This window comes from Centipeda infelix ATCC 43532 (assembly GCF_000234095.1).
GTDB classification, from domain to species: Bacteria; Bacillota; Negativicutes; order Selenomonadales; family Selenomonadaceae; genus Centipeda; species Centipeda infelix.
In genome coordinates this window covers 43786-62907 of record NZ_JH376800.1, presented here as the reverse complement: position 1 = coordinate 62907, position 19122 = coordinate 43786, and the positions used below count along the sequence as shown (strand labels likewise).

At 56.1% G+C, this 19122-nt stretch carries 18 protein-coding genes; 6 read left to right on the top strand and 12 right to left on the bottom strand.

The annotated features are described in order from the left end of the window. Positions 1-134 precede the first annotated feature (134 nt). The 3 genes from HMPREF9334_RS09145 (at position 135) to HMPREF9334_RS09135 (ending at position 1276) form a co-directional block, all read left to right on the top strand. Positions 135-359, top strand: a complete 225-nt coding sequence (locus tag HMPREF9334_RS09145) for a hypothetical protein (protein ID WP_006693187.1) — start codon at positions 135-137, stop codon at positions 357-359. A 146-nt stretch (positions 360-505) separates the two neighbouring features. Then, the gene (locus HMPREF9334_RS09140; protein ID WP_006693186.1) at positions 506-877 is read left to right on the top strand and encodes a cupin domain-containing protein; all 372 of its coding nucleotides are present in this window, start codon (positions 506-508) and stop codon (positions 875-877) included. Positions 878-916: 39 nt separating this feature from the next. Continuing rightward, positions 917-1276 (top strand): hypothetical protein, encoded by a 360-nt coding sequence (locus HMPREF9334_RS09135; protein ID WP_006693185.1) that lies wholly within the window; start codon positions 917-919, stop codon positions 1274-1276. A 3-nt stretch (positions 1277-1279) separates the two neighbouring features. Here the strand turns inward: HMPREF9334_RS09135 and HMPREF9334_RS09130 are convergent, their stop codons facing one another. The 3 genes from HMPREF9334_RS09130 to relB are packed head-to-tail and all read right to left on the bottom strand — an operon-like array spanning position 1280 to position 3066. Then, entirely contained in the window at positions 1280-2521 is a 1242-nt protein-coding gene (locus tag HMPREF9334_RS09130) for a class I SAM-dependent methyltransferase (protein WP_156792930.1), read from the bottom strand. Between the two features lie 60 nt (positions 2522-2581). Then, the gene (locus tag HMPREF9334_RS09125; protein ID WP_006693183.1) at positions 2582-2848 is read right to left on the bottom strand and encodes a type II toxin-antitoxin system RelE family toxin; all 267 of its coding nucleotides are present in this window, start codon (positions 2846-2848) and stop codon (positions 2582-2584) included. Further along, a complete protein-coding gene (gene relB, locus HMPREF9334_RS09120; protein ID WP_006693182.1) occupies positions 2845-3066 on the bottom strand; it encodes a type II toxin-antitoxin system RelB family antitoxin in 222 nt (73 codons plus the stop codon). Before relB ends, HMPREF9334_RS09125 begins: the two co-directional genes overlap by 4 nt. 128 nt (positions 3067-3194) lie before the next feature. Between relB and HMPREF9334_RS09115 the strand changes: the two genes are divergently transcribed. The 3 genes from HMPREF9334_RS09115 to HMPREF9334_RS09105 all read left to right on the top strand — a co-directional run bounded on the left by HMPREF9334_RS09115 (position 3195) and on the right by HMPREF9334_RS09105 (position 6443). After that, positions 3195-3932 (top strand): hypothetical protein, encoded by a 738-nt coding sequence (locus HMPREF9334_RS09115; protein ID WP_006693181.1) that lies wholly within the window; start codon positions 3195-3197, stop codon positions 3930-3932. A 178-nt stretch (positions 3933-4110) separates the two neighbouring features. Continuing rightward, positions 4111-5265 (top strand): trans-sulfuration enzyme family protein, encoded by a 1155-nt coding sequence (locus tag HMPREF9334_RS09110; protein WP_006693180.1) that lies wholly within the window; start codon positions 4111-4113, stop codon positions 5263-5265. A gap of 5 nt (positions 5266-5270) precedes the next feature. Further along, entirely contained in the window at positions 5271-6443 is a 1173-nt protein-coding gene (locus HMPREF9334_RS09105) for a MalY/PatB family protein (RefSeq protein ID WP_006693179.1), read from the top strand. A 94-nt stretch (positions 6444-6537) separates the two neighbouring features. Here HMPREF9334_RS09105 and HMPREF9334_RS12180 read toward each other — a convergent pair. From HMPREF9334_RS12180 to HMPREF9334_RS09060, 9 genes are all read right to left on the bottom strand, one after another. Beyond that, a protein-coding gene (locus tag HMPREF9334_RS12180) for an IS3 family transposase (protein ID WP_425358158.1) occupies positions 6538-7940 on the bottom strand; the annotation gives its coding sequence in 2 pieces (ribosomal slippage) (positions 6538-7469 and positions 7469-7940; 1404 coding nt in all). 95 nt (positions 7941-8035) lie between these two features. Next, positions 8036-8185: a hypothetical protein gene (locus HMPREF9334_RS12660; protein WP_006693176.1), complete on the bottom strand. Its 150-nt coding sequence runs from the start codon at positions 8183-8185 to the stop codon at positions 8036-8038. Positions 8186-8219: 34 nt separating this feature from the next. Then, a complete protein-coding gene (locus HMPREF9334_RS09090) occupies positions 8220-9239 on the bottom strand; it encodes an endo alpha-1,4 polygalactosaminidase (RefSeq protein WP_006693175.1) in 1020 nt (339 codons plus the stop codon). Positions 9240-9248: 9 nt separating this feature from the next. Then, positions 9249-11249 carry a coiled-coil domain-containing protein gene (locus tag HMPREF9334_RS09085; protein ID WP_006693174.1) on the bottom strand — a complete coding sequence of 667 codons (2001 nt, stop codon included), beginning with the start codon at positions 11247-11249 and terminating at the stop codon, positions 9249-9251. Then, positions 11246-12718 carry an exopolysaccharide Pel transporter PelG gene (pelG, locus tag HMPREF9334_RS09080; RefSeq protein WP_006693173.1) on the bottom strand — a complete coding sequence of 491 codons (1473 nt, stop codon included), beginning with the start codon at positions 12716-12718 and terminating at the stop codon, positions 11246-11248. The genes HMPREF9334_RS09085 and pelG overlap by 4 nt, the downstream gene beginning before the upstream one ends. Continuing rightward, positions 12699-14141 (bottom strand): GT4 family glycosyltransferase PelF, encoded by a 1443-nt coding sequence (gene pelF / locus HMPREF9334_RS09075; RefSeq protein ID WP_006693172.1) that lies wholly within the window; start codon positions 14139-14141, stop codon positions 12699-12701. Before pelF ends, pelG begins: the two co-directional genes overlap by 20 nt. Continuing rightward, positions 14141-15964, bottom strand: a complete 1824-nt coding sequence (locus HMPREF9334_RS09070; RefSeq protein ID WP_006693171.1) for a DUF2194 domain-containing protein — start codon at positions 15962-15964, stop codon at positions 14141-14143. The genes pelF and HMPREF9334_RS09070 overlap by 1 nt, the downstream gene beginning before the upstream one ends. After that, complete coding sequence (locus tag HMPREF9334_RS09065; protein WP_006693170.1) at positions 15957-16862, bottom strand: hypothetical protein; 906 nt, start codon at positions 16860-16862, stop codon at positions 15957-15959. Before HMPREF9334_RS09065 ends, HMPREF9334_RS09070 begins: the two co-directional genes overlap by 8 nt. After that, positions 16859-18970 (bottom strand): GAF domain-containing protein, encoded by a 2112-nt coding sequence (locus tag HMPREF9334_RS09060; RefSeq protein ID WP_245535247.1) that lies wholly within the window; start codon positions 18968-18970, stop codon positions 16859-16861. The genes HMPREF9334_RS09065 and HMPREF9334_RS09060 overlap by 4 nt, the downstream gene beginning before the upstream one ends. Positions 18971-19122: the final 152 nt, after the last annotated feature.

The window sequence follows — 19122 nt, the reverse complement described above, 5'->3', positions numbered from 1 at the left end:
GCTCCTCCTTTTCTGTCATATGACAGTTATAATCTTAACAAAGTTTTCGGCATATGTCAATTATATTTTTCTTGCGATTGACAAGTATGATAGAATAGAGGTAAGAATCCATTATATTTTGGGAGGAAATGGTTATGAAAAAGATGATTGCAGGACTGTTTGCGGGGCTCATCCTCGCCACAGGTGCACAGGTACTCGCCTATGGCTGCGAGGACGGCGCGTGCGAGCTGCCGCAGCGTCAGAACACGGCGTACTGCTATGGCGGCAATGCAGGTTACTGCTACGATGGCGACTGCGCACAGACATCACGCGGTGCATGCGCAAATCAGAGACGCGGCGGCTGTGGCTGTGGACGCTGATATTGAGTGAACGAGCGGGTCTGCTTGGAGGATATCATCTTTCAAGCAGACCCGTTCTTTATTGTGGCAGGATATCTATATCCAACGACGAATCATAATATATAGAGAATATTTTTACAAACGAACAAATGGGAGGAGAATCCATCATGAGCACATCGATTACAAACGACTTTGAGACGCGCCGCTATCGTCTCGCCGATGTGGCAAAGAAGGGCGACGTCGCCACACGCACACCGATCTACAGCACCGATTCGACGAGCGGTGTGGTCTGGGTATTAAAGCCGGGACAGGAAATCAAGCCGCACGGACATGCCAAGGCGGATGATATCTGGATCTGCATACAGGGTGAGGGCGTATTCTATCCCACGCCCAATGAGCAGCGTCCCATCACAAAGGGCGATATCATCGTCTCGGCGAAAGGCATGTGTCACGGCATGAAGAACACGGGTACGGAGGACTTTATCTTCGTCGGCATCCTTGCGCCCGTTCCGGCAGATTATTTCCCCATTGAGGGCTAACCTGTTCTCTTATTCTACGCACAAGTGGAGGTAAGGAAAATGCCCGCGCAATCACATTGTCCAAATACAAAAGCAGCCCCTCCACCAAAGCCGCTCGCATGGTGGAAAAAGCTGCTGATCGCCGTGTTTGGCACATACATCGCGGCAAAATTCTTCGGCATCCTCATCCCCGATGTCAGTGCTGCAGGGATATTGCCGCACACGGACGGCAACAGTCGCACGGACGAAGTGCCGCCACAGACGGACGAATATCCCGATGATACATGGGACTATCCTGCGGAAGATCGGTTCGAGGATGAGGATATCTATGCGCATGAGGATGATCTGCCGCCCGCAGAGAATCTCTATGCCGATTGGAACGACTGGAACGAGGGCTATGACGACGATCATTTCAGCTGATCGTCAGCGACGGATGAATACAACACTGCCCGTCATGATGGAAACAAGCTCAGCCGCCATCCCAATACGATTGATATCATCCGCATAGATGCTGTCGTCATCGGGAACCTTACGCGCCGCAATACGAGCAATGCGTGAGCAGACCTCATAGGCATCCAGTGGGCAGTCACGGTAAATGTCACTGTACTGCTCCGGATGCAACGAAGTCTCCAGATCCTCCAAAATATAGATGCCACCGCTTGGAAGCACATCAAAGAGCGTAAACAGCGCAAGCAGCTGATGGCTCACGATATGAGAAGCATCGTCAATGATGATCTGCGGACGAATTTCCCTTAGGCGGGAGACTTCTTCCCGATTGGAAAGGTCAGCCTGTATGACATGTGCACGCTGCGTTGCAAACTTACCGCACTCCGGCTCAATATCGACGGCGTAGATCTCTGCCCGAGGGAAATATTCCTCCCACATCCGCATACTTGCACCAAAGAAAATACCAAGCTCTAGCAGACGCACGGGCTGTGTGCGCAAGGACTCCAAGAAGCGCTCATAGTTGACAAGGTAGTTGTGATCCATACTGGATTTCCCAACACGGTATTTTATCCCGATGGCATCGAGATCCGATGCGTTGCAAAAAACGCCCTGTTGCTCCGCCTCCCCCATGGTGATACGTGCCCCGCTTCTCACATAGAACAGGGAATCCACCGAAGATGATGCAGTTTGCGCCCCCCGTGTGAACAGTGCACCGATAAAGAGCCCATCATCCGATGCCTTTGCCTCCAACGCGCAGCTGCCGAACAAGGCGCACAGATCATCCACATCATAGCGCCACACATCCTCATACGATTCGATGGAATACAGTGCAGAAAGTTCTTTCGGAGTTCTTGCTGCGACAAAGATTTTTCCACCCGGTCGGCAGATCTCTTGAACTTGGCGAACACCCTCACAAATACGGCGGGTTTTTTCCATGCCGTTGAGGACAAAGATGTAGTCGTAATGTACTGCCCCAATTGCCTCTTCTACGTCCGTCAGATCACAAAAGGACTCTAAGACCAGATAGCTGAACAGCACCATGTTGTCACATCGTGCCGCGCCCATATCCATCAAACGGTCATTCAGTGTGACTGAGTAATTCTTTTCCCAGAAATACATCCCGCCGATGATAAGGCATTCCTTGCCTGCAATATCCTCCGCACGAAACATCCCATGCGCCCACAGCCCTTCAAGAAATCTCTCTTCTTCCAAAAACATAGTGGTTCTCTCCATCCATTGTCAAAACAGTCGTATCCCTATTCCTGTAATCCCTCACCATCAGTATATTTCCCGCCGATGTCCGATGGCAAGTGCAAGGATGACAAGGCGATCATCCTCGATGGCACAGATCAAGCGATAGTCGCCGATGCGGTAACGCCACTGCCCCTTTCGGTTCGCTGTAAGTTCCTTGCCAAATGCACGCGGATTCTCGCAGTATAGGAATTTTTTCTCAATCCACGATTTAATCATTAGCTTCGTATAAGGATCAAGTTTTTTGACATCCTTCTTTGCCCGCTCGGAATAGATCAGTCGACAGGACTTCATGATGTCATCACGTCATTCCAAAACTCCTCATGGGAATACGTCGTCGGATTCTTACGATACTCCGCATACGCCTCCTCGGCAAGCCCGATATCGTACTCATCCTCGATCTTTTCAAAGAGCGCCTGCTTGAATGCCTCACCGAGGGAGATCGCGTGCAGCTTCGCATAGCTCTCCGCGAGTGCCTTCTCCGTGTCTGTCAGTCGGATCGAAAAACTCATTGTCATCCCTCCTTTTTGATTACAATGTACTACGCGTGATTCACTTTGTCAAATGTATTTAATATGTAAGCATAAATCCCGATAATGCTATTAGAAGGAATTATATCCCACGGATTGGAGATGGTGGAATGCGTATCGCACAGGATGCAGGAAAGCTCCCCTTCCTGCATGGAAACGGCTCTGCTGCGGCAGGAAAGGCTTCCGAGCAGAAGAAAAGCACGGTGACGGATATCCTGAGCCGTGCAGTCGAGGTCTATATCAGCGCGAAAGGAAAATCACTGAATGAAAGTGCCGATATGGAGGAGGATCTGACCCCTGCAGAGCTGGCACTTGCAGCAAACGAGAAAGAAATCGCTGACAAGAAAGCAAAGAAGGCACAGGCGGCGGAGATCGAGAAGCGCATTCAGACGGATGAGGGCCTCACAGACGAGGATAAGGCAAAGCTGCAGAAGCAGGCAGACGAACTGAAACGGGCGGGCATGACGGACGAGGACAAGCTGAGCGAGCTGCACGGCAAGGTGGATGCGCTTGAGAAACTCGTGACGGATGATCTCGTGACAGATGATGAAATCGATGGAGAGCGCACACTGTATCATCGTCAAATCCGACAATTGAAACTCGCGATGAAGGACAAGGAACACCACACGATGAAACTGCGCGGTCAGGCACTGCAGGAGCGTGCCGACCGCGATGCAGAGCTCACGAAGGCGCAGGAGAAGGAACGCGCGGCACTTGCGGCAGCGCAGCCGGATGACCTGACCGCACTCGCCGCACTCAGAGAGTATCAAAAGACTGCCGCTGCAAAGAAGCACGCAGACCGCAGCACAATCGTCGTTCCGACCAATAAGAGCACAAGCGATACATAAGCGCAAACGACGGCAGCACACGAGTATAGATTCGTGCGCTGCCGTTTTGTTCTTCCAGAATAATTCTTACCACATAAAATAACATCGTTTTCAAATATGTTTTATATATTTTATTCTTGACACGGAACAGTACACCCGCTTATAATTGGACAAATTGATGTGAAGGAAGGATATGCTTATGAAGGATTTCTCTGCCGAGGTACACGGCTGTCATAACTACGATGCGACGGGCGCACTCACAACGCCCATCTATCTGTCCGCGACGTTCCGCCATCCCGCGTTTCGCGAGAGCACGGGCTATGACTACGGGCGCGTGGCGAATCCGACGCGCTGCGATCTGGAGCGGGCGATTGCCCTTCTTGAGTGCGGTGGCCGCGCGTGGGCACTCTCCTCGGGCATGGCGGCAATCAACCTCGTCTTTGCCCTCTGCAAGGCGGGCGATCACGTCCTCCTGCCCGAGGATCTCTACGGTGGCACGGTACGCCTCGCAAACGACATCTACAGCCGCTACGGCATCGACTTCGAGTACGTCGATCAGCGCGATACGGCTCTTGTCCGCGCAAAGACGCGACAGGAGACGAAGCTCATCTTCATTGAAACCCCGTCGAATCCGATGATGTTCGTCACCGACATCCGCGCACTCGCACAGATCGCACACGAGAAGAACGCACTCCTCGTCGCGGACAATACCTTCCTCTCGCCGCATTTCCAAAAGCCGCTGACCCTCGGTGCGGACATCGTGGTCGAGAGCGGCACAAAGTACCTCTGCGGTCACAACGATGTGATCTGCGGCTTCCTTGCCGTAAAGGATGCGAACTCCGATCTGGCAAAGGAGATCGAACTGCTCGTCAAATCCGAGGGGCCGAATCTCTCGCCAATGGACGCGTGGCTCATGCTCCGCAGTCTCAAGACGCTCGGTGTACGCGTCGAACGTCAGGCAGAGAACGCTCTTGCCATCGCCGAATGGCTGCGCACTCTGCCCGAGGTCACGGAGGTCTACTATGCGGGGCTCCCCGATCATCCGCAGTATGCGCTGCAACGCTCGCAGAGCATGGGCTTCGGTGCGATGATCTCGTTCAAGGTAAAAACACCTGAAATCGCACAGAACGTCCTCGCACATCTAAAGCTCATTGCATTCGCCGAAAGCCTCGGCGGCGTGGAGAGCCTTCTCACCTACCCCCTTGTGCAGACGCACGCGGAGATGCCGCACTACCTCGTCTCGTGCACAGGACTGGATGATCGCCTTCTCCGCCTCTCCGTGGGGCTTGAGGATGTGGACGATCTAAAGGAGGATCTGGAACAGGCGCTCAAAAAAGCCGCTCAGAAAGGATAATGTATATGCCCATCAATTTTGACGAAATCATCGACCGCAGGAACACCTCCTGTCTGAAATACGACTTCGCCGCCGAGCGCGGCTACCCCGCAGACATTCTGCCGTTCTGGGTCGCGGATATGGACTTTCGCACGCCCGCCCCTGTGATTGATGCGCTGAAAACACGCGCCGCACACGGCATCTTCGGCTATACCCAGGTGAAGGACGACTATTTCACCGTCCTTCAGAACTGGTTCCACACGCGCCATGACTGGAACGTCGAGCGCAGCGACCTCATCATCACGCCCGGTGTCGTCTTTGCGATCGCGACCGCCATCCGCGCATTTACGAAAAAGGGCGATGCTGTACTCATTCAGCAGCCCGTCTACTACCCGTTCGCGAACATGATTCGCCAGAACGAACGCGTCCTTGTCGATAGTCCCCTCCACCTCATCGAGGGGCACTACGAGATCGACTTTGAGGACTTCGAGCAGAAGATTATCGCGCACAGCGTCAAACTCTTCATCCTGTGCAGCCCGCACAACCCCGTCGGCCGCGTCTGGACGCGTGCAGAGCTCGAGCAGCTCGCTGCGATCTGCCTGCGTCACAACGTCATCGTCGTTGCGGACGAGATTCACGAGGAGTTCGTGCGCCCCGGCTTCCGTCACATCCCGTTCGCCGCGATCTCCGATGAGGCGGCGGCGATCACCGTCACCTGCACCTCGCCGAGCAAGACCTTCAACCTCGCAGGACTTCAGATCTCGAACATCTTCATTCGGGACAAGGAGCTGCGCCACCGCTTCAAGGAGGAACTGAGCCGCACAGGCTACGACGAGCCGAACACGCTCGGACTCACGGGCGCAAAGGCAGCGTACGAGCACGGCGCAGCGTGGCTCACGGAGCTCCTCGCCTATCTGGAAGAGAACAATGCACGCACAAGGGCATTCCTCGCACAGCACCTCTCGAAGGTGACGCTCATCGAGCCGGAAGGAACGTATCTCCTCTGGCTCGACTTCTCCGCCTATGGGCTTTCGGATGAAGAACTCAACGCAAAGATCATCCGTGACGCACATCTCTGGCTCGACGATGGCCCCATCTTCGGTGCGGGCGGCAGCGGCTTCCAGCGCATCAACACCGCCTGTCCGTGGAAAACGCTCGAACAGGGACTGAAAAATCTCGCAGCGGCATTTGCCGAATAAGCGCATATACAAAAACGAGGCACGACAGCATTTTGTAGTGACCCCAAAAAGTTAGACCTGAAAGCGTAGGAAAGCGATTTCCTGCGCTTTTTTGTTATGCAACTTGCTGTTTGCGACGATACTGTGCTGGACTGAGCCAGCCAAGAGATTCCTTGATGCGGCACTCGTTGTAGTAGACAATGTACTCTTCGATCGCCGTCTTGAGCTCCTCGTAGCTATGGTAGACGCGCCCATAGTAAATCTCTTGCTTTAAGAGCCCGAAGAAGTTCTCCATCACGCTGTTGTCCAGACAGTTCCCCTTGCGTGACATGCTCTGAAAGATTCTCTCCTCCTTCAGCCGTTTTGTGTATGACTTCATCTGATATGCCCAGCCCTGATCCGAATGAAAGGTGCGCCGATAAGGACAATCCGATGTCACACGAATCGCCTCCTCAAGTGCAGCCTGAATGCCCGCAGCAGATGGTGTCTGCCCAATGTGGAAGCTGACAATCTCATTGTTAAACAGATCCATATACGGATCGAAATACAGCTTATGTGCGACGGGCTTCCCATCCTCGCCCTGCAGCCAGTATTTGAACGCACTCGTATCCGTTGTGATCTTCTGGTGCGGGATAGAGGTTTTGAATCTGCGGTTGAGGAGATTGTCCGCTACCGTTCCGACAGAACCCCTGTAAGAGCTGTACTTGCGCGTTTTGTGCGTAAAGGAATGCACTTGAAGTCCAAGCTTCTGCACAATCCGCTGCACTGCCTTGCGATTGATCCTGTACCCAAGATTTCGCATCTGCGCCCATAGGCGGCGATAGCCATAATCTTTGTGTTCTTTACGAATGGCAAGGATAATCTGTTCCCGCTGATCCGGCACTTGCGGTTGAGCAAATTTCTTTTGCCAGTACATATAGGTCGCTTTGGGAACCCCTGTGACGACAAGGATGTCTTTCAGCTGAAATTCTCCTCGGAGGCTGTGGACGATCCTTGCCTTTTGCTCTGCATCTTTTCCTGCAGACGCAGCCTCCTGAGTTCTTTTAAATAGGCGACCTCGATGCGCAGTCTCAGATTCTCTTCTTGAAGTGTACGCAACTGCTGTGTGGTCTCGTCTTGCGGCGTGTCTTGGATGCTTTCTTTGTGTTGTTTTGGCATAGTGGGTGTTCTTCCTTTCGGTTTGGGACGAAGGGCGTCCACACCGCCCCTGCGATAATCCTTGGTCCAACGCACAAGCAGGGACGGATTGTTCAGACCGAGGGAGAGAGCTACCTCCTGATAGGATACCTCTGTTGACAGATAACATTCTACCGCAGAACGCTTAAACTCGAAAGAGTATGTTTGCTGTACACGGGAGCGCTTCAGACCAGCTTCTCCAAATGCCTGATAAGATTTTACCCACTCCTGTAGCCGTATGGAAGGAACCTGCCAGCGCTTGGATAATGTCCGATAGCCTCCTTTTCCTGCAAGATATTCTCTTACAATCTTCAGTTTAAATGCCATACTGTATTTTGCCATTACAATACCCCCAAAAGTTAGATTCCTCAAATCTAACTTTTGGGGGTTAGGTCATTTCGCCGTCGTGCCTCGTTTTTATGTGATTCGATTATGGGTTAGGGACGCACTGATAAATTCAGCCACGCCATCTTAGTGCATCTTTTTTTCCCGCACTGTGTCGGCAAATTCTCCACATAGCCCCTGGTATGCGTCCGGTTTGCCTCCTTGTTCGGACGAAAAATCTGCGCCAATCTGACGGACTTCACAAAACCTCCCACATTCCGTAGGAGGTCTATTCTATCACTCATGTTCCTTAAAGTACTGCCACGCATCCATGACATCGAGGAAAGCACCGTCGAAGCCCGCCGCCATGATCTTGTCAAGATAGGCATCGGGGCTGCCGTAGAGGAGGTCATGCCACTCCTTCGACCAATAGCGTGCCTTGTAGCTGCCCGGCCACTCAGGATTCGGTCCGGCGAGCCAGTGCGGGCGCTCATCCGTCCACGAGGGCTGCCAGTAGGTGCGGTAGTCCGCCGCCTCACCGACGCTCATGTAGGAGAGGAGGAGCCGCTCGCCGCCATTTGCCTTGCGCTTCAGCCGCGCCGTCTCTTCCTTGGAGAGCGGCTGATCATCATAGTAGAGATCAACGATCAGCAGATCGTAGTTCGTCTCAGAGAGTGCCTTGATATACGATTCCCGCGTCTTGTAGTGCTCGGGATTGAGCAGCACGAGGAAGTTCTTCACCTGCCGCAGCTGCGTGATGCTGTTCGCGTTCTCGTTCATCGGCCGGCGGTCGGGGATCACATCGAGGAGGCGGTCACCGCCGTCGGCAATATAGCCCTCCGCCGCGCCCCACTCCTGCACATGACAGATCTTCTTCCCCTTCACATAGTCAAGGACAAAGACCTGCTTGCCTGCAAGGAGGGGCTTACGCAGCATCGCGGCGAGAAACTCATCTGTCTCCGCATCATTGCGCTCCGCCTTCTCCCCGTCCTCCTCGTAGCCGTCATAGAAGCGCGACTCCATAAAGAATCCGTCAAGGGCGCGAATGAGACGCGCGACGTTCTCCTCGGAGTTATCCTCCGTCGCTTCAAGGAGCCCCGTCGGTCCGTTTCCGACAAGAAGAAACGACGCGTTTTTCGCGCGGGCATAGTCACCGAGCTGCGCCGTGAGATCGATCATTGCCGTCTCCGGAACAATGCGTGTCTGCCGCGCAGCCTCATTGACATTGCTCCCACAGGCGTGCGGCAGCTGATTCAGCCCGAACAGCCCCGCCGCACCGACAAGAAATGCAGCAAGCCCCTTTTTGATAGTCCCCATACATCCTCCTTACAAGGTCTCCTGATACCAGAATGTAGCGCCCCAGCCATTGTAGCCGAATCCGCCGTCATCACTGCGGACATACCGCTCCGCCTGAAAGGTGAAATTCTTTCGCTCGGTGATCTTCCACTCCACGCCCGCGACGAGAGACTTGCGCTTGAAGCCGCCGCCCGTATTGAGTGCCGTACGCAGCGGGTCGGATGTACTGCTGACATCCGAGTAATGCGCCATCGCGAGCCATGCAAGCTTGGGCGAAACGACGTGGCGCAGCCCCAAACCGTAGTACTGCCGCGCAACATCCTGCGAGGCAACACCGCTGGCTGCGCCCGTGAGCGCATAGATGGCATAAAACCGCACTTCGTCCTTTTTTGACACCTTCTGATTGTGGAAATAGCGCAGCTCCCAATCATCACCGTCACGGTAATTGGTCTTTCCCATGATCGTGCGGCTGTCCGTATCCACCGCATCCTGTTCCGAACGCCCCGTCATATTGTGATAGAGCTGCACCATGTACTGCTTCTTCTCGCCCGCATGAAGGTATTCCACTTCCTGCGAAAAAATATTGCCGGGAGAAACGTGTGCACTTGGCACTTCCTTCGAGTAGTCGTAACTGCTGCGCATGGTGTAGCTCAAGCGTCCCGTCAATCGGTCACGCTCCGTGATGAGATGCACGACCTCAACGCTCGGGATATACTGCCAGCCCGCACCGAAGTCCGTGAAGCGCGCCAAACTCTCGGGCACGACCGCATAACGGGCAAAACGGCTCTGCCCCGTCGGTACACTAACACCAAATCCATAGTAAATGCGATTGATCGGTTTCTCATTGCGTAGTGTAACACTGAGCTGTGTATCTGTCCAGCCCGACACGCCTCCATTTTCATAGCCCGTATCGGACTTTACATAGCCCGTCGAAAGTCCATAGTCGAGCTTCGTCTTGCCCGCATGGGTGCGTGCAAAGTAGGAGAATGGCAGATAGAGCTGATGCCCCGCATGGTCGCCGTGCCACGCATAGTATTCGAGCCCCGTCTGATAACCCCTGCCCTCACCGAGGTACTTCAGCTCGTGCTCGCTCTGTGCGAGCTGCTTCTGTGCCGTCACCTCGTCACGCGCAGCCTCGGATGCCCACGCCCGTGCCTCGCGGTCATAGTTCTCCGCCTCGACGCGGTCGCTCTGCAGCTGTGTGAGATCTGCCGTGCTCGCGGTCAGCTCCTGCTGATATTCCGCAACCAGTTCGCGCGCGTCGCGCTCGGCATCCTCCGCCATCTCACGTGCCGCCGTCAGCGCGTCAAAATGTGCCTCCACGGCATCGAGTGCCGTCTGCGCCGCCGTCAGCTGCGCCGAGATGGCATCGAGCTGCGTTGTACCGGCTTCCGCTCCCGTGCCAACAGAGCCGCCCGCCAGTGCCGCCTCGACCATGATCTGCGCGTCCACGATGCGGTTCTGCTCATAGCCGACTTCGCGCAGAACGCGGGCAACGACCTCCGCACGGCGCGAACCGGCGGCACTACCTGTACCCGTGTCCGTGAGACGGCTCTCCTGCGCACTCAGCGCGTTGACCTGAGCACGCTGTGCGTAGACCTGCGGCGCATAGTCCGCCTCCGCCTGCTGCGCGGCAATCGCCTCTGCCGTGCGTGCCGCACTCGCCTCCTCGGCAACCGAGAGGGCAGTGCGGACAGCGGTGAGATGATCCTCGGCAGCTCTGAGGTTCTGCCCGACGAGGACAAGGTTCTTCGCCGCATCCGCCGTCGCCGCGCGCGCCTCCGCGAGGTTGTTCCGCGCATTCTCGAGGTCGGTCTTCGCCTGTGCAAGGCCATCCACCGCCGCATGGTAGGAGCGGATCTCCCCCTCCACATTCGACATATAGGAGAAGTAGCCGGGGACATCGTGCAGGGTATCGTGACTTGCCGCCATTGTCCCATGCCCTGTGCCAAAGGTGCAGAGTGCACACACCGCCGCTGCCGCAGGGCGCACGAAACCGCTGCATCGCATCCGCCTTCGTAGCATACTCATGCCTTTTCCATCCTTTCCAGATCCGGAAGCGCATCCCCATAGAGCCAATTTGCAATCGTGTAGAAAATCCCCGCATTTGCCTGATAAAAGATGGGCTGTGCGCAGAACACATAGTAGTTGATCCCGCGCCCGAAGCGCATGAGTGCCCACACGCTGTAGGCAAGCGCGAGTGCCGTCGCGAGGAAGAAGCCGAATCCATAGCTTTTCTCTCCGAGATACAGGCTAAGAATGCCAAAGACGAGGTTCGCCCCCGCAGCGATTACGCCAATCCGCCACACGCCGCTCTGGAAGTCGAAGTACTCAAGCATAATCATGAGCACCTGCAGTGCGCCCGCAAAGAACGCCGCGAAGAGCATGACGTTGAACATATTCACCGAGTTGTAGTCCAGCCCTGCAAACGAGAGCACGTAGTTGCCGAACGCGAGGAAGACCAGCGTAAAGACAAACTGGAACTCGAACGCCTGCCGCAGTTCAAACCACATGACATAGAGCAGATCCTTGCGTGCGTCCTCGATCATGTGGAGATTGCCGCCGCGTGTAATCGCGCTGAAATAATGCGCGTAACGCTCGTAAAAATGCGTCTCCACCTTTACCACGAACATCGTCGTGAGCGGCAGGATGGAGAGCAGCGCGTAGAACACCACCACATCGTAGCGCGGCGCATAGAGGAAGGTATCCTGAATCAGCACCCCCCACGGCCCCTGCCAGATGATGATGTTCGGCAGGAACAGCCCGAGCGTATAGCCGAACGCGCCGATGAAGAGACGCCCGTGCCGCCCGAGATACGGGAGAAATGCAAAGAGCATCCCATCCGTCGGCAGACCGAATCGGCTCGTGACGTAGAGGAAGAAGAAGAGGACGAGCACGCCCATCCCGACATCCATCGCCAGCAGTGCTCCCGCAGCGGGCGTTAGAAACGCCGTCTGCAAAAAGACAAACGACAGTGCAAGACTGATGAGAACCCCCGCGACATAGCCGAGGATCAGATACTTGAACTTCTTTACCGCCGTGAGGTAGACGCTGCCGACCCAGACGAGGAGCAGCGCGGAAAAGAAGAGATGCGACAGAATTTTCAGCTCGAGCGCGAGCGGTTTCCCCCAGAAGAAAAGGACCGATGCAATCGTCCCCAGTACGAGCAGGATCGCACTCATGCCGAACATGGACGGTGTCACGTCGCGATAGTGCTGGACGGTGATGCAGTCCGCGAGGTAGCGCGTCAGCACAATGGTAAAGCCGCAGGAGAGAAGCTGCGAGAAGACGAAGGAGTAGACCACCGCCCCCAGAAAGACCGCCGACGCATCCGCATCCACATTGTAGTTCTGAAACAGCATCTGGATCGCGAGCACCATGCTCGTGAGGAGGGCAAACGGCCCCGTGGTGACAATCGCAGAGTACGAATATGCCTTGAGATGCCCCGTCGCCGTACGTGCACGAAAGAGCCGTTTGAGCTCAAATCCGACGCCCGCCATGTGCCCCCTCCTTTCGTTCGCGTTCGTATGCTATTCGATACGATTCAATAAACTGTTCATAGGTATAGTGCGCCTGCGTCCGTGCAAAACCTACCGCTGCCATCGAGCGGCGCAGCTCATAGCTGCGTGCGAGACGCAGGATCTCGTATGCCATCGCCTCGTAGTCCATCGGCGCAACCACGGCACCCGCCGTTCCAAGGGTATCGTTGCTGTCGCCGTAGATCAGCTCGCGGCAGCAGCCCACATCCGTCGTCACATAGGGACGGTGTGCCGAAAATCCTTCAAGGACGGCGAGCGGCTGCCCCTCACTGATGCTCGAGAGCACGAGAATATCCATCTTCGGCAGATACTCCGCCACAGGGACGGAGCCCGTGAACGTCACATCCTCGAGTCCCAGCATCCGCACCGTCCGATGACAGACGGCGACGTAGTCGGGATCCTCCTCAAGTCCACCCATAACGACGAGCTGCGCATCCCCCATCTCGCGTTTGACGATAGCAAAGGCACGCAGCAGTGTCAGAATGTCCTTGATCGGCACGACGCGTACGACCGCACCGATCGTGATCGGTCCGCCGTGGTCGATGAGCTCTGGAATGTGTGAAAATCGCTCCATATGCACCCCGTTCGGAACGATGTTGATCTTTTCCGACGGGCAGCCGAGTCCCTCGGCAATCTTCCCATTGTGCTCAAACAGTGTATAGAGGTGATTTGCCGTGTGGTACGAGAGACGCGCAAGATAATAAAAATAGCGAATCCAGACGCCCTTGAAATCCGTCTTTGCCCAGTCGCTCTTGATGATCTCCGCCTCGCGCTCGCGCGAGTAGATCCCGTGCTCCGTAATCATATACGGCTTGTTGTAGAGCGTCGCCGCCATCGCACCGATCACGCCGCAGTAGCCCGTTGCGACACTGTGGTACACATCCGCCTCGGGCAGTTTCTGCTGAAGCAGATAAAAGAGCGGCAGGAGCATCGAGCGCATCGTCCAAAAAAAATCCGTGAACGGGAGATTGTTATACTCCTCACGATAGATCCGCACGATGATATCAAAGAAATCGCTCGACATAAATACCGCGAGCGGCGATTTCCAGCGTCCGTAGTGAAAAATCTCTGCGAGGTGTTTCAGCGGCACATCCCGCTTCCCGCTCACAAGCTCGTAGAGCGTCTGCTGCTCCTCCCCCGTGAGGATGTTCTCCACCATCTCCGAGCCGCGCAGGGAGAGAATTTCATCCAGAAAGGCCTCCTCGACCCCGACGCAGTTCTCGGGCAGCTTGTACTTAAATTTACCGCGATCCTTCGCCTCCGCACCGACGGAGTAAATGACAAACTCATGCTCCGGCAGCCCCGTCATGAGCATCTGAACCCACGAGGACACCCCGCCCACGACGTAGGGATAGCACCCCTCCGCGAGAATACAGATCCGCATCAGGGCACCTCCTTCCAGTAGATACGCGCCATGGGGGCATGGGTGCGAATGAGGTAGACCCCCTCATCCGCCAGCTCTGCCGTGCAGCCCTCCGTACGCTCAATTGTATGCGCCGTGTGCAGGAGGAAGCGCAGCTCGCCCGCACAGCCCCATGTATAGAGCTCCATGCCGTCCGTCATCCGCTGCACACGGTAGTCCATGTCAAAGTAGTCCGAGAAAAACGGCAGGCTGTCCGAGATTGTCTCTGCCGTTAGCCACGGAAAATGCGTGCGAATCTTATGCATGAAGGATCTCAGCCCGGTCTCCATGTCATGCCACGTCGTATTGGCCGCCGTCTCATAGAACAGCTCGTCGGGGTGGATGAAATGGGAGAACACGCCGATGTAGTTGAGCACACTGATCTCCTGCCAGAGCATGAGCCCATCATCCTCGTGCCCCGAGCTGATGCGCGGAAGCTCGAACACGCCATCCTTGCGCTCGAAGTTCTGGTAGTAGGCACGTTCATTCGCAGGGCCGTCAAAGAGCGATCCAAAGGCGATGACCTCGGGGAACACCTTGCGGATCGCCTCTTTTCCCTCAGGGCTCATGATGTTCGACGGCGGCACATAGAAGCGGAACTCGTAGTCGGGATAAGCCGATTTCACATAGTTCCGCAGCTCGTGCAGTGCCTCCTCCATATCCGCCTGACTTTCCCACGGGACATAGTTCAGGCGCGGCTGACCGTAGCCCTCGGGCGCGAGCGGCTGATGATTGTAGCCATGCAAGCCGAGCTCGCCGCCCATGTTCAGCAGCTCACGCCCATAGATGATGAGGCCATCGCGCGCAGCCCTGCCGCCGAGCGGACGGAACGGCCCTTTGACCTGGTTTCCGTACGTCTCGATGATTGCGCCCGTATAGCGGATGTCCTCCTCCTCACCAAGACGGCGGATGAACGGCCACCAGATCTTGCGGTAGAACGTCTCCGTATCCACGCCAAGCTCATCGTAGATGCGCTCAAAATCGCCCTCGGGGACAGGCGCGGGGAAGTCGTCCAGAACAAAGAGTTTCACGCCGACCACGGGATAGATCGTGTCCGTCCCACAGTGCGCCATCAGCGCGGTAAAGATACCGAGGTTCGTCTTGTCGTCGCGCTCCACGCCGTTGTATGCATAGATGTTCCCTTCGCCGAGCGGTTTCTCCCAAAGAAGCGGCGTCCCATCGACACTCGTGATGTGAACGGTAGCATCCGCCGTCAGCATGACTGCATTTGCCTGCGTTGTGAACGCCGTCCCCTCGCCGAAGTGAAAATCCTTGCCGCCGACGAGAAAATTCGTATGAATGTGGATGCCATACACATCCGTGATCTCACCCAACTGCGCAATGCCAAAGTCCGCAAGCGTCGACGCGTCGATGGGACGCTCCTCCACCGGCTCGATCTTTTGCAGAGCGAGCACCGTGCCGCCTGCACGTACATAGTCCATGATCTGTGGCAGCACAGATATGCTGCCCAGATGTCCCGTCGCAAGTGCGATGCCCTGATAGGAGCCGAGGAGGGGCTGTGGGTCGTCGAGCGGACGGCTCTCGAACGCCTTGCGCTTCTCCGTCAGGATCTTCTCCATATTGTGCCGCGCATACATACTCAGCACATCCGTCGGGTCGTAGATGATGAGGAACTTCTCGCGCGGCAGGTCCTCATCGGTCGGGGCAGAACTGAGCAACCGCTCCGTAAGCGGACGATTGCCCACCGTCCCCAGATGGAGAAAGCCGTCGAGACGGCTGTACTGGAAGAACAGCCCCAGCAGGAACGCAATGCCGAGCAAAATACACAGACTGCGTTTATTCACGAGGCGCACCTCCATCCCAGTAACGGATCGCCTGCATCGCCTCATTGCTGAGGCGGGTCGGCAGTTGCTTCAATGCCTGAACGGTCTCCTGCAGACGTTCCATATCATGCGACGCCTGAAAAAGGCTGAGCATCAGGAGGAGGGGCAGCTCCTGTGTGGGGTGCTGTGCACGGAATGCGGCGCATGCCGTCTCCGCCGCCTCCAGCTGCCCATTGCGGATCAGCCCGCGGATCTCCTCCGCCTGATAGGCGGGATGGTCAGGATGACGCTCCGCGAGGATGCGCAGCATCTCCATATAGCGCGTACGCTGCTGCTCCCGCGTCACAGAGTCACCGTATTGGCGCAGCAGGAACTCGCGCACCTTGTCCACGTATTCGTTGAGCAGCGCATCGTCATCCGCGCCGCGCTTCATTGCCTCCTCAAGCGCGTAGATCTCCTCGCTCAGCTGCTCCATGTGCGCCGTCATCATCGACACGGCATAGTAGGCAATCTCGCGGTCACTGTCGTGCACCGCCTCATTCAGGATCGCCTGCCGCTCCACAACATCCTGCTTGATCGCATCGGTAAAGAACTTGCGCTTGAGCTTCGGATCGTCCACGAGGAACACGTCACGCAGGGGTACGATATCCCCGCTGTAGGCGTGCTCGCCGAAGGACATACTGAGATCCTCGTCCTCCTCCTTCGGCCCCGTTCGCTTCATGAGCCCGAGCATCTGCCCAAAGAGCTCGTACAGGACGAGGATGAGGAGCCCCATGACCGGCATCGCAAGGGCAAAACTCCCCTTTGCCGCCGCCGAAATCCTGCCGCGCCGCCGTGCCTCGACCGCTGCATAGAGAAGAGCGAGCACAGCATTCAGCGCAAAGATGTACGCGGTTTCTGCAAATATACTCCCCATCATAGTGCCTGGCTCTCCCCGGTCTCCACACCGACCTTGGCCAGACGTTCACGCACCATATCGAGCGTCTTGCCCGCAACATCGGGCAGGAGCAGGGAAACCCCTGCCGGCGTTACGCCAATGAAGTCCTCGCCGCGGATGCTGTTTGCGATCTGATGATCCAGCTCGCTGTAGCTGCGTCCCGCAGCCTCGACGGAAAGAAGCGCAACGGGATAGTCCGGCTGCATACGACGCCGCTCCCGGAACTCCTCAATAACCTTGTCAAACTCCTCCATGCGCAGGATACGCGTCCCGTCCACGTACTTGCGGTCTGCCGTCTCCTTCTCCCACGCGTACGCGCGGGCGAGCGAGCTCGAGACAAGACGTGCCGTGATTGAGAGGAGGTTCTGCTCATAGAGACTCCACTGCTCGAAGTCGAGGTTATAGATTTGGAGCACGGCAATAACGCGCCCCTCGTACGAGATCGGCGCGGCAAGATCGGGCAGCCCCTTGACGAGATCCCGATTGACAAATATTTTCTTTTCACGGAGCATCTGCACGAGATAGGGGTTGTCCCCAACGCGCACCGAACGCGGCAGTTCATGTGTACTGCTGCCGAGACGCACCTTCTGGCGGAGATACCAGCCTCCCTCGCCCACGATGTAGACAACAACATCCTTGACGTTCAAGATATCTGCCGTCACGGATGCCGTCTGGGTGTAGAGATTCTCCGTCTCGACCGAGTCCAGACGCGAGACAATACGGTAGAGACGACCGATACTGTCGTCTGAGTTCACAATCTGACGGTAGAGACGATCCTTCACTGCGAGATTTTCCTTGAAAATCTTCTCGATGAATGAATAACGATACTGCAGTCGCCGCTTGATGCGGCTGTCCGCACGCAGTCGGTAGCTCTCACGATCGGCAAAGTAGCCCGTCAACACGGCGGCAAAGAAGTAGGAGACGAAGTGCAGGAACTCACGCGGGTTGTAGAGCATTGCAACGAGATCACCCCCCTGTGCGAGAAGGCTGTGGATGAGCAGGATCAGCGAGAACAGAGCCGCAATGAGAGCCTGCTGCTTTCCGTAGAGAAGCCCCATCGTACCGATATAGAGAAAGGCAAAATCGAACGCCGTCATGCTGTTGACAGAACTGCCGCCCTGCAAATACGATACTCCTGCCGTCACAAGTGCACCTGCCAGATTTTCCGCATAAGGGACGATCTTCTGACGAATGCGTTCCAACCGCGCGCGGCGCGAGAGTACACGGATATCCTCTACATAGGAGCCACGCGCCGTCTGCATCGCCTCATACGTCTCCTTAAGACCTTCGGCGAGCGGTCGCCGTGAACGCCAGCCCAGCTCGCGCTCGACGATCGCGCTGTACAGGACAGCATGCCCCTGCGGGGCACGCGGCGTCGCCCCCATGCGCATGGACGGAAAAAAGCACGTGCAGATTCGATAGAACTCCTCCATCGTCGTCCCGTGCGGTGCTGCAATGTGCAGATATGGCCCCTCAAAATTGCGCTCCGCTGCCTGGCAGACGGCATAGACCGCATCGCGTGCATCCAGAAGCCCGTAGGATACCTGTGCCGGGTCGTCATACTGCGGCAGAGCACGCCCCATCAGGGACGCACCAAAAAGACGCCCGACGAATCCGTCATCGGACGTCTGCCCCGGTGCATACAGCTCCGCCATACGCAGAATGGAGACAGGAAGCCCCTGTTCACGGTAGGCGTTCCCCAGCGTCTCAAGACGCACGAGCAGCTGCCCCTCCTCCGTCTGTGGAGACGGCGCATCCGTCTCCATGGGGGTGGATCCGGGTGCAAATACCTCAGTCCCCGAGAGCAGAAAGACACGCCGTACCTTCGTCTGCTGCGCCAAGCGCAGGAGCGCATCGAGATGCTGCATCGCGTGCGAAGGTTCACGCTCCAGACGATAGATGAGAAGATCGAGATTCTGAACGGCAAAAACCTGCTTTGCCTCATCACTATCCACATCGCAGTCATACGTCTGAATGCCCTGTGGTGGCTTTTCCTCCGCCGTACTGCGCAGACGACAGATCTCCCATGCCTCCTTGCGGAAGCAGGCGGCGAGAAGCTGCTCGAAATAGCGCGGCAGTCCCACAAACATCACTTTTTTTGTCCAAGTACTCATACGATTGTCCTATACACCCCATTCGCTTTGCAGACACAGCAACGATCCCTATGCCCACATTTCCATTGCACACGGAAAATACGACTTGCGCAAATGTTCTCATATATTTATGTTTTCCTGTATGCAAT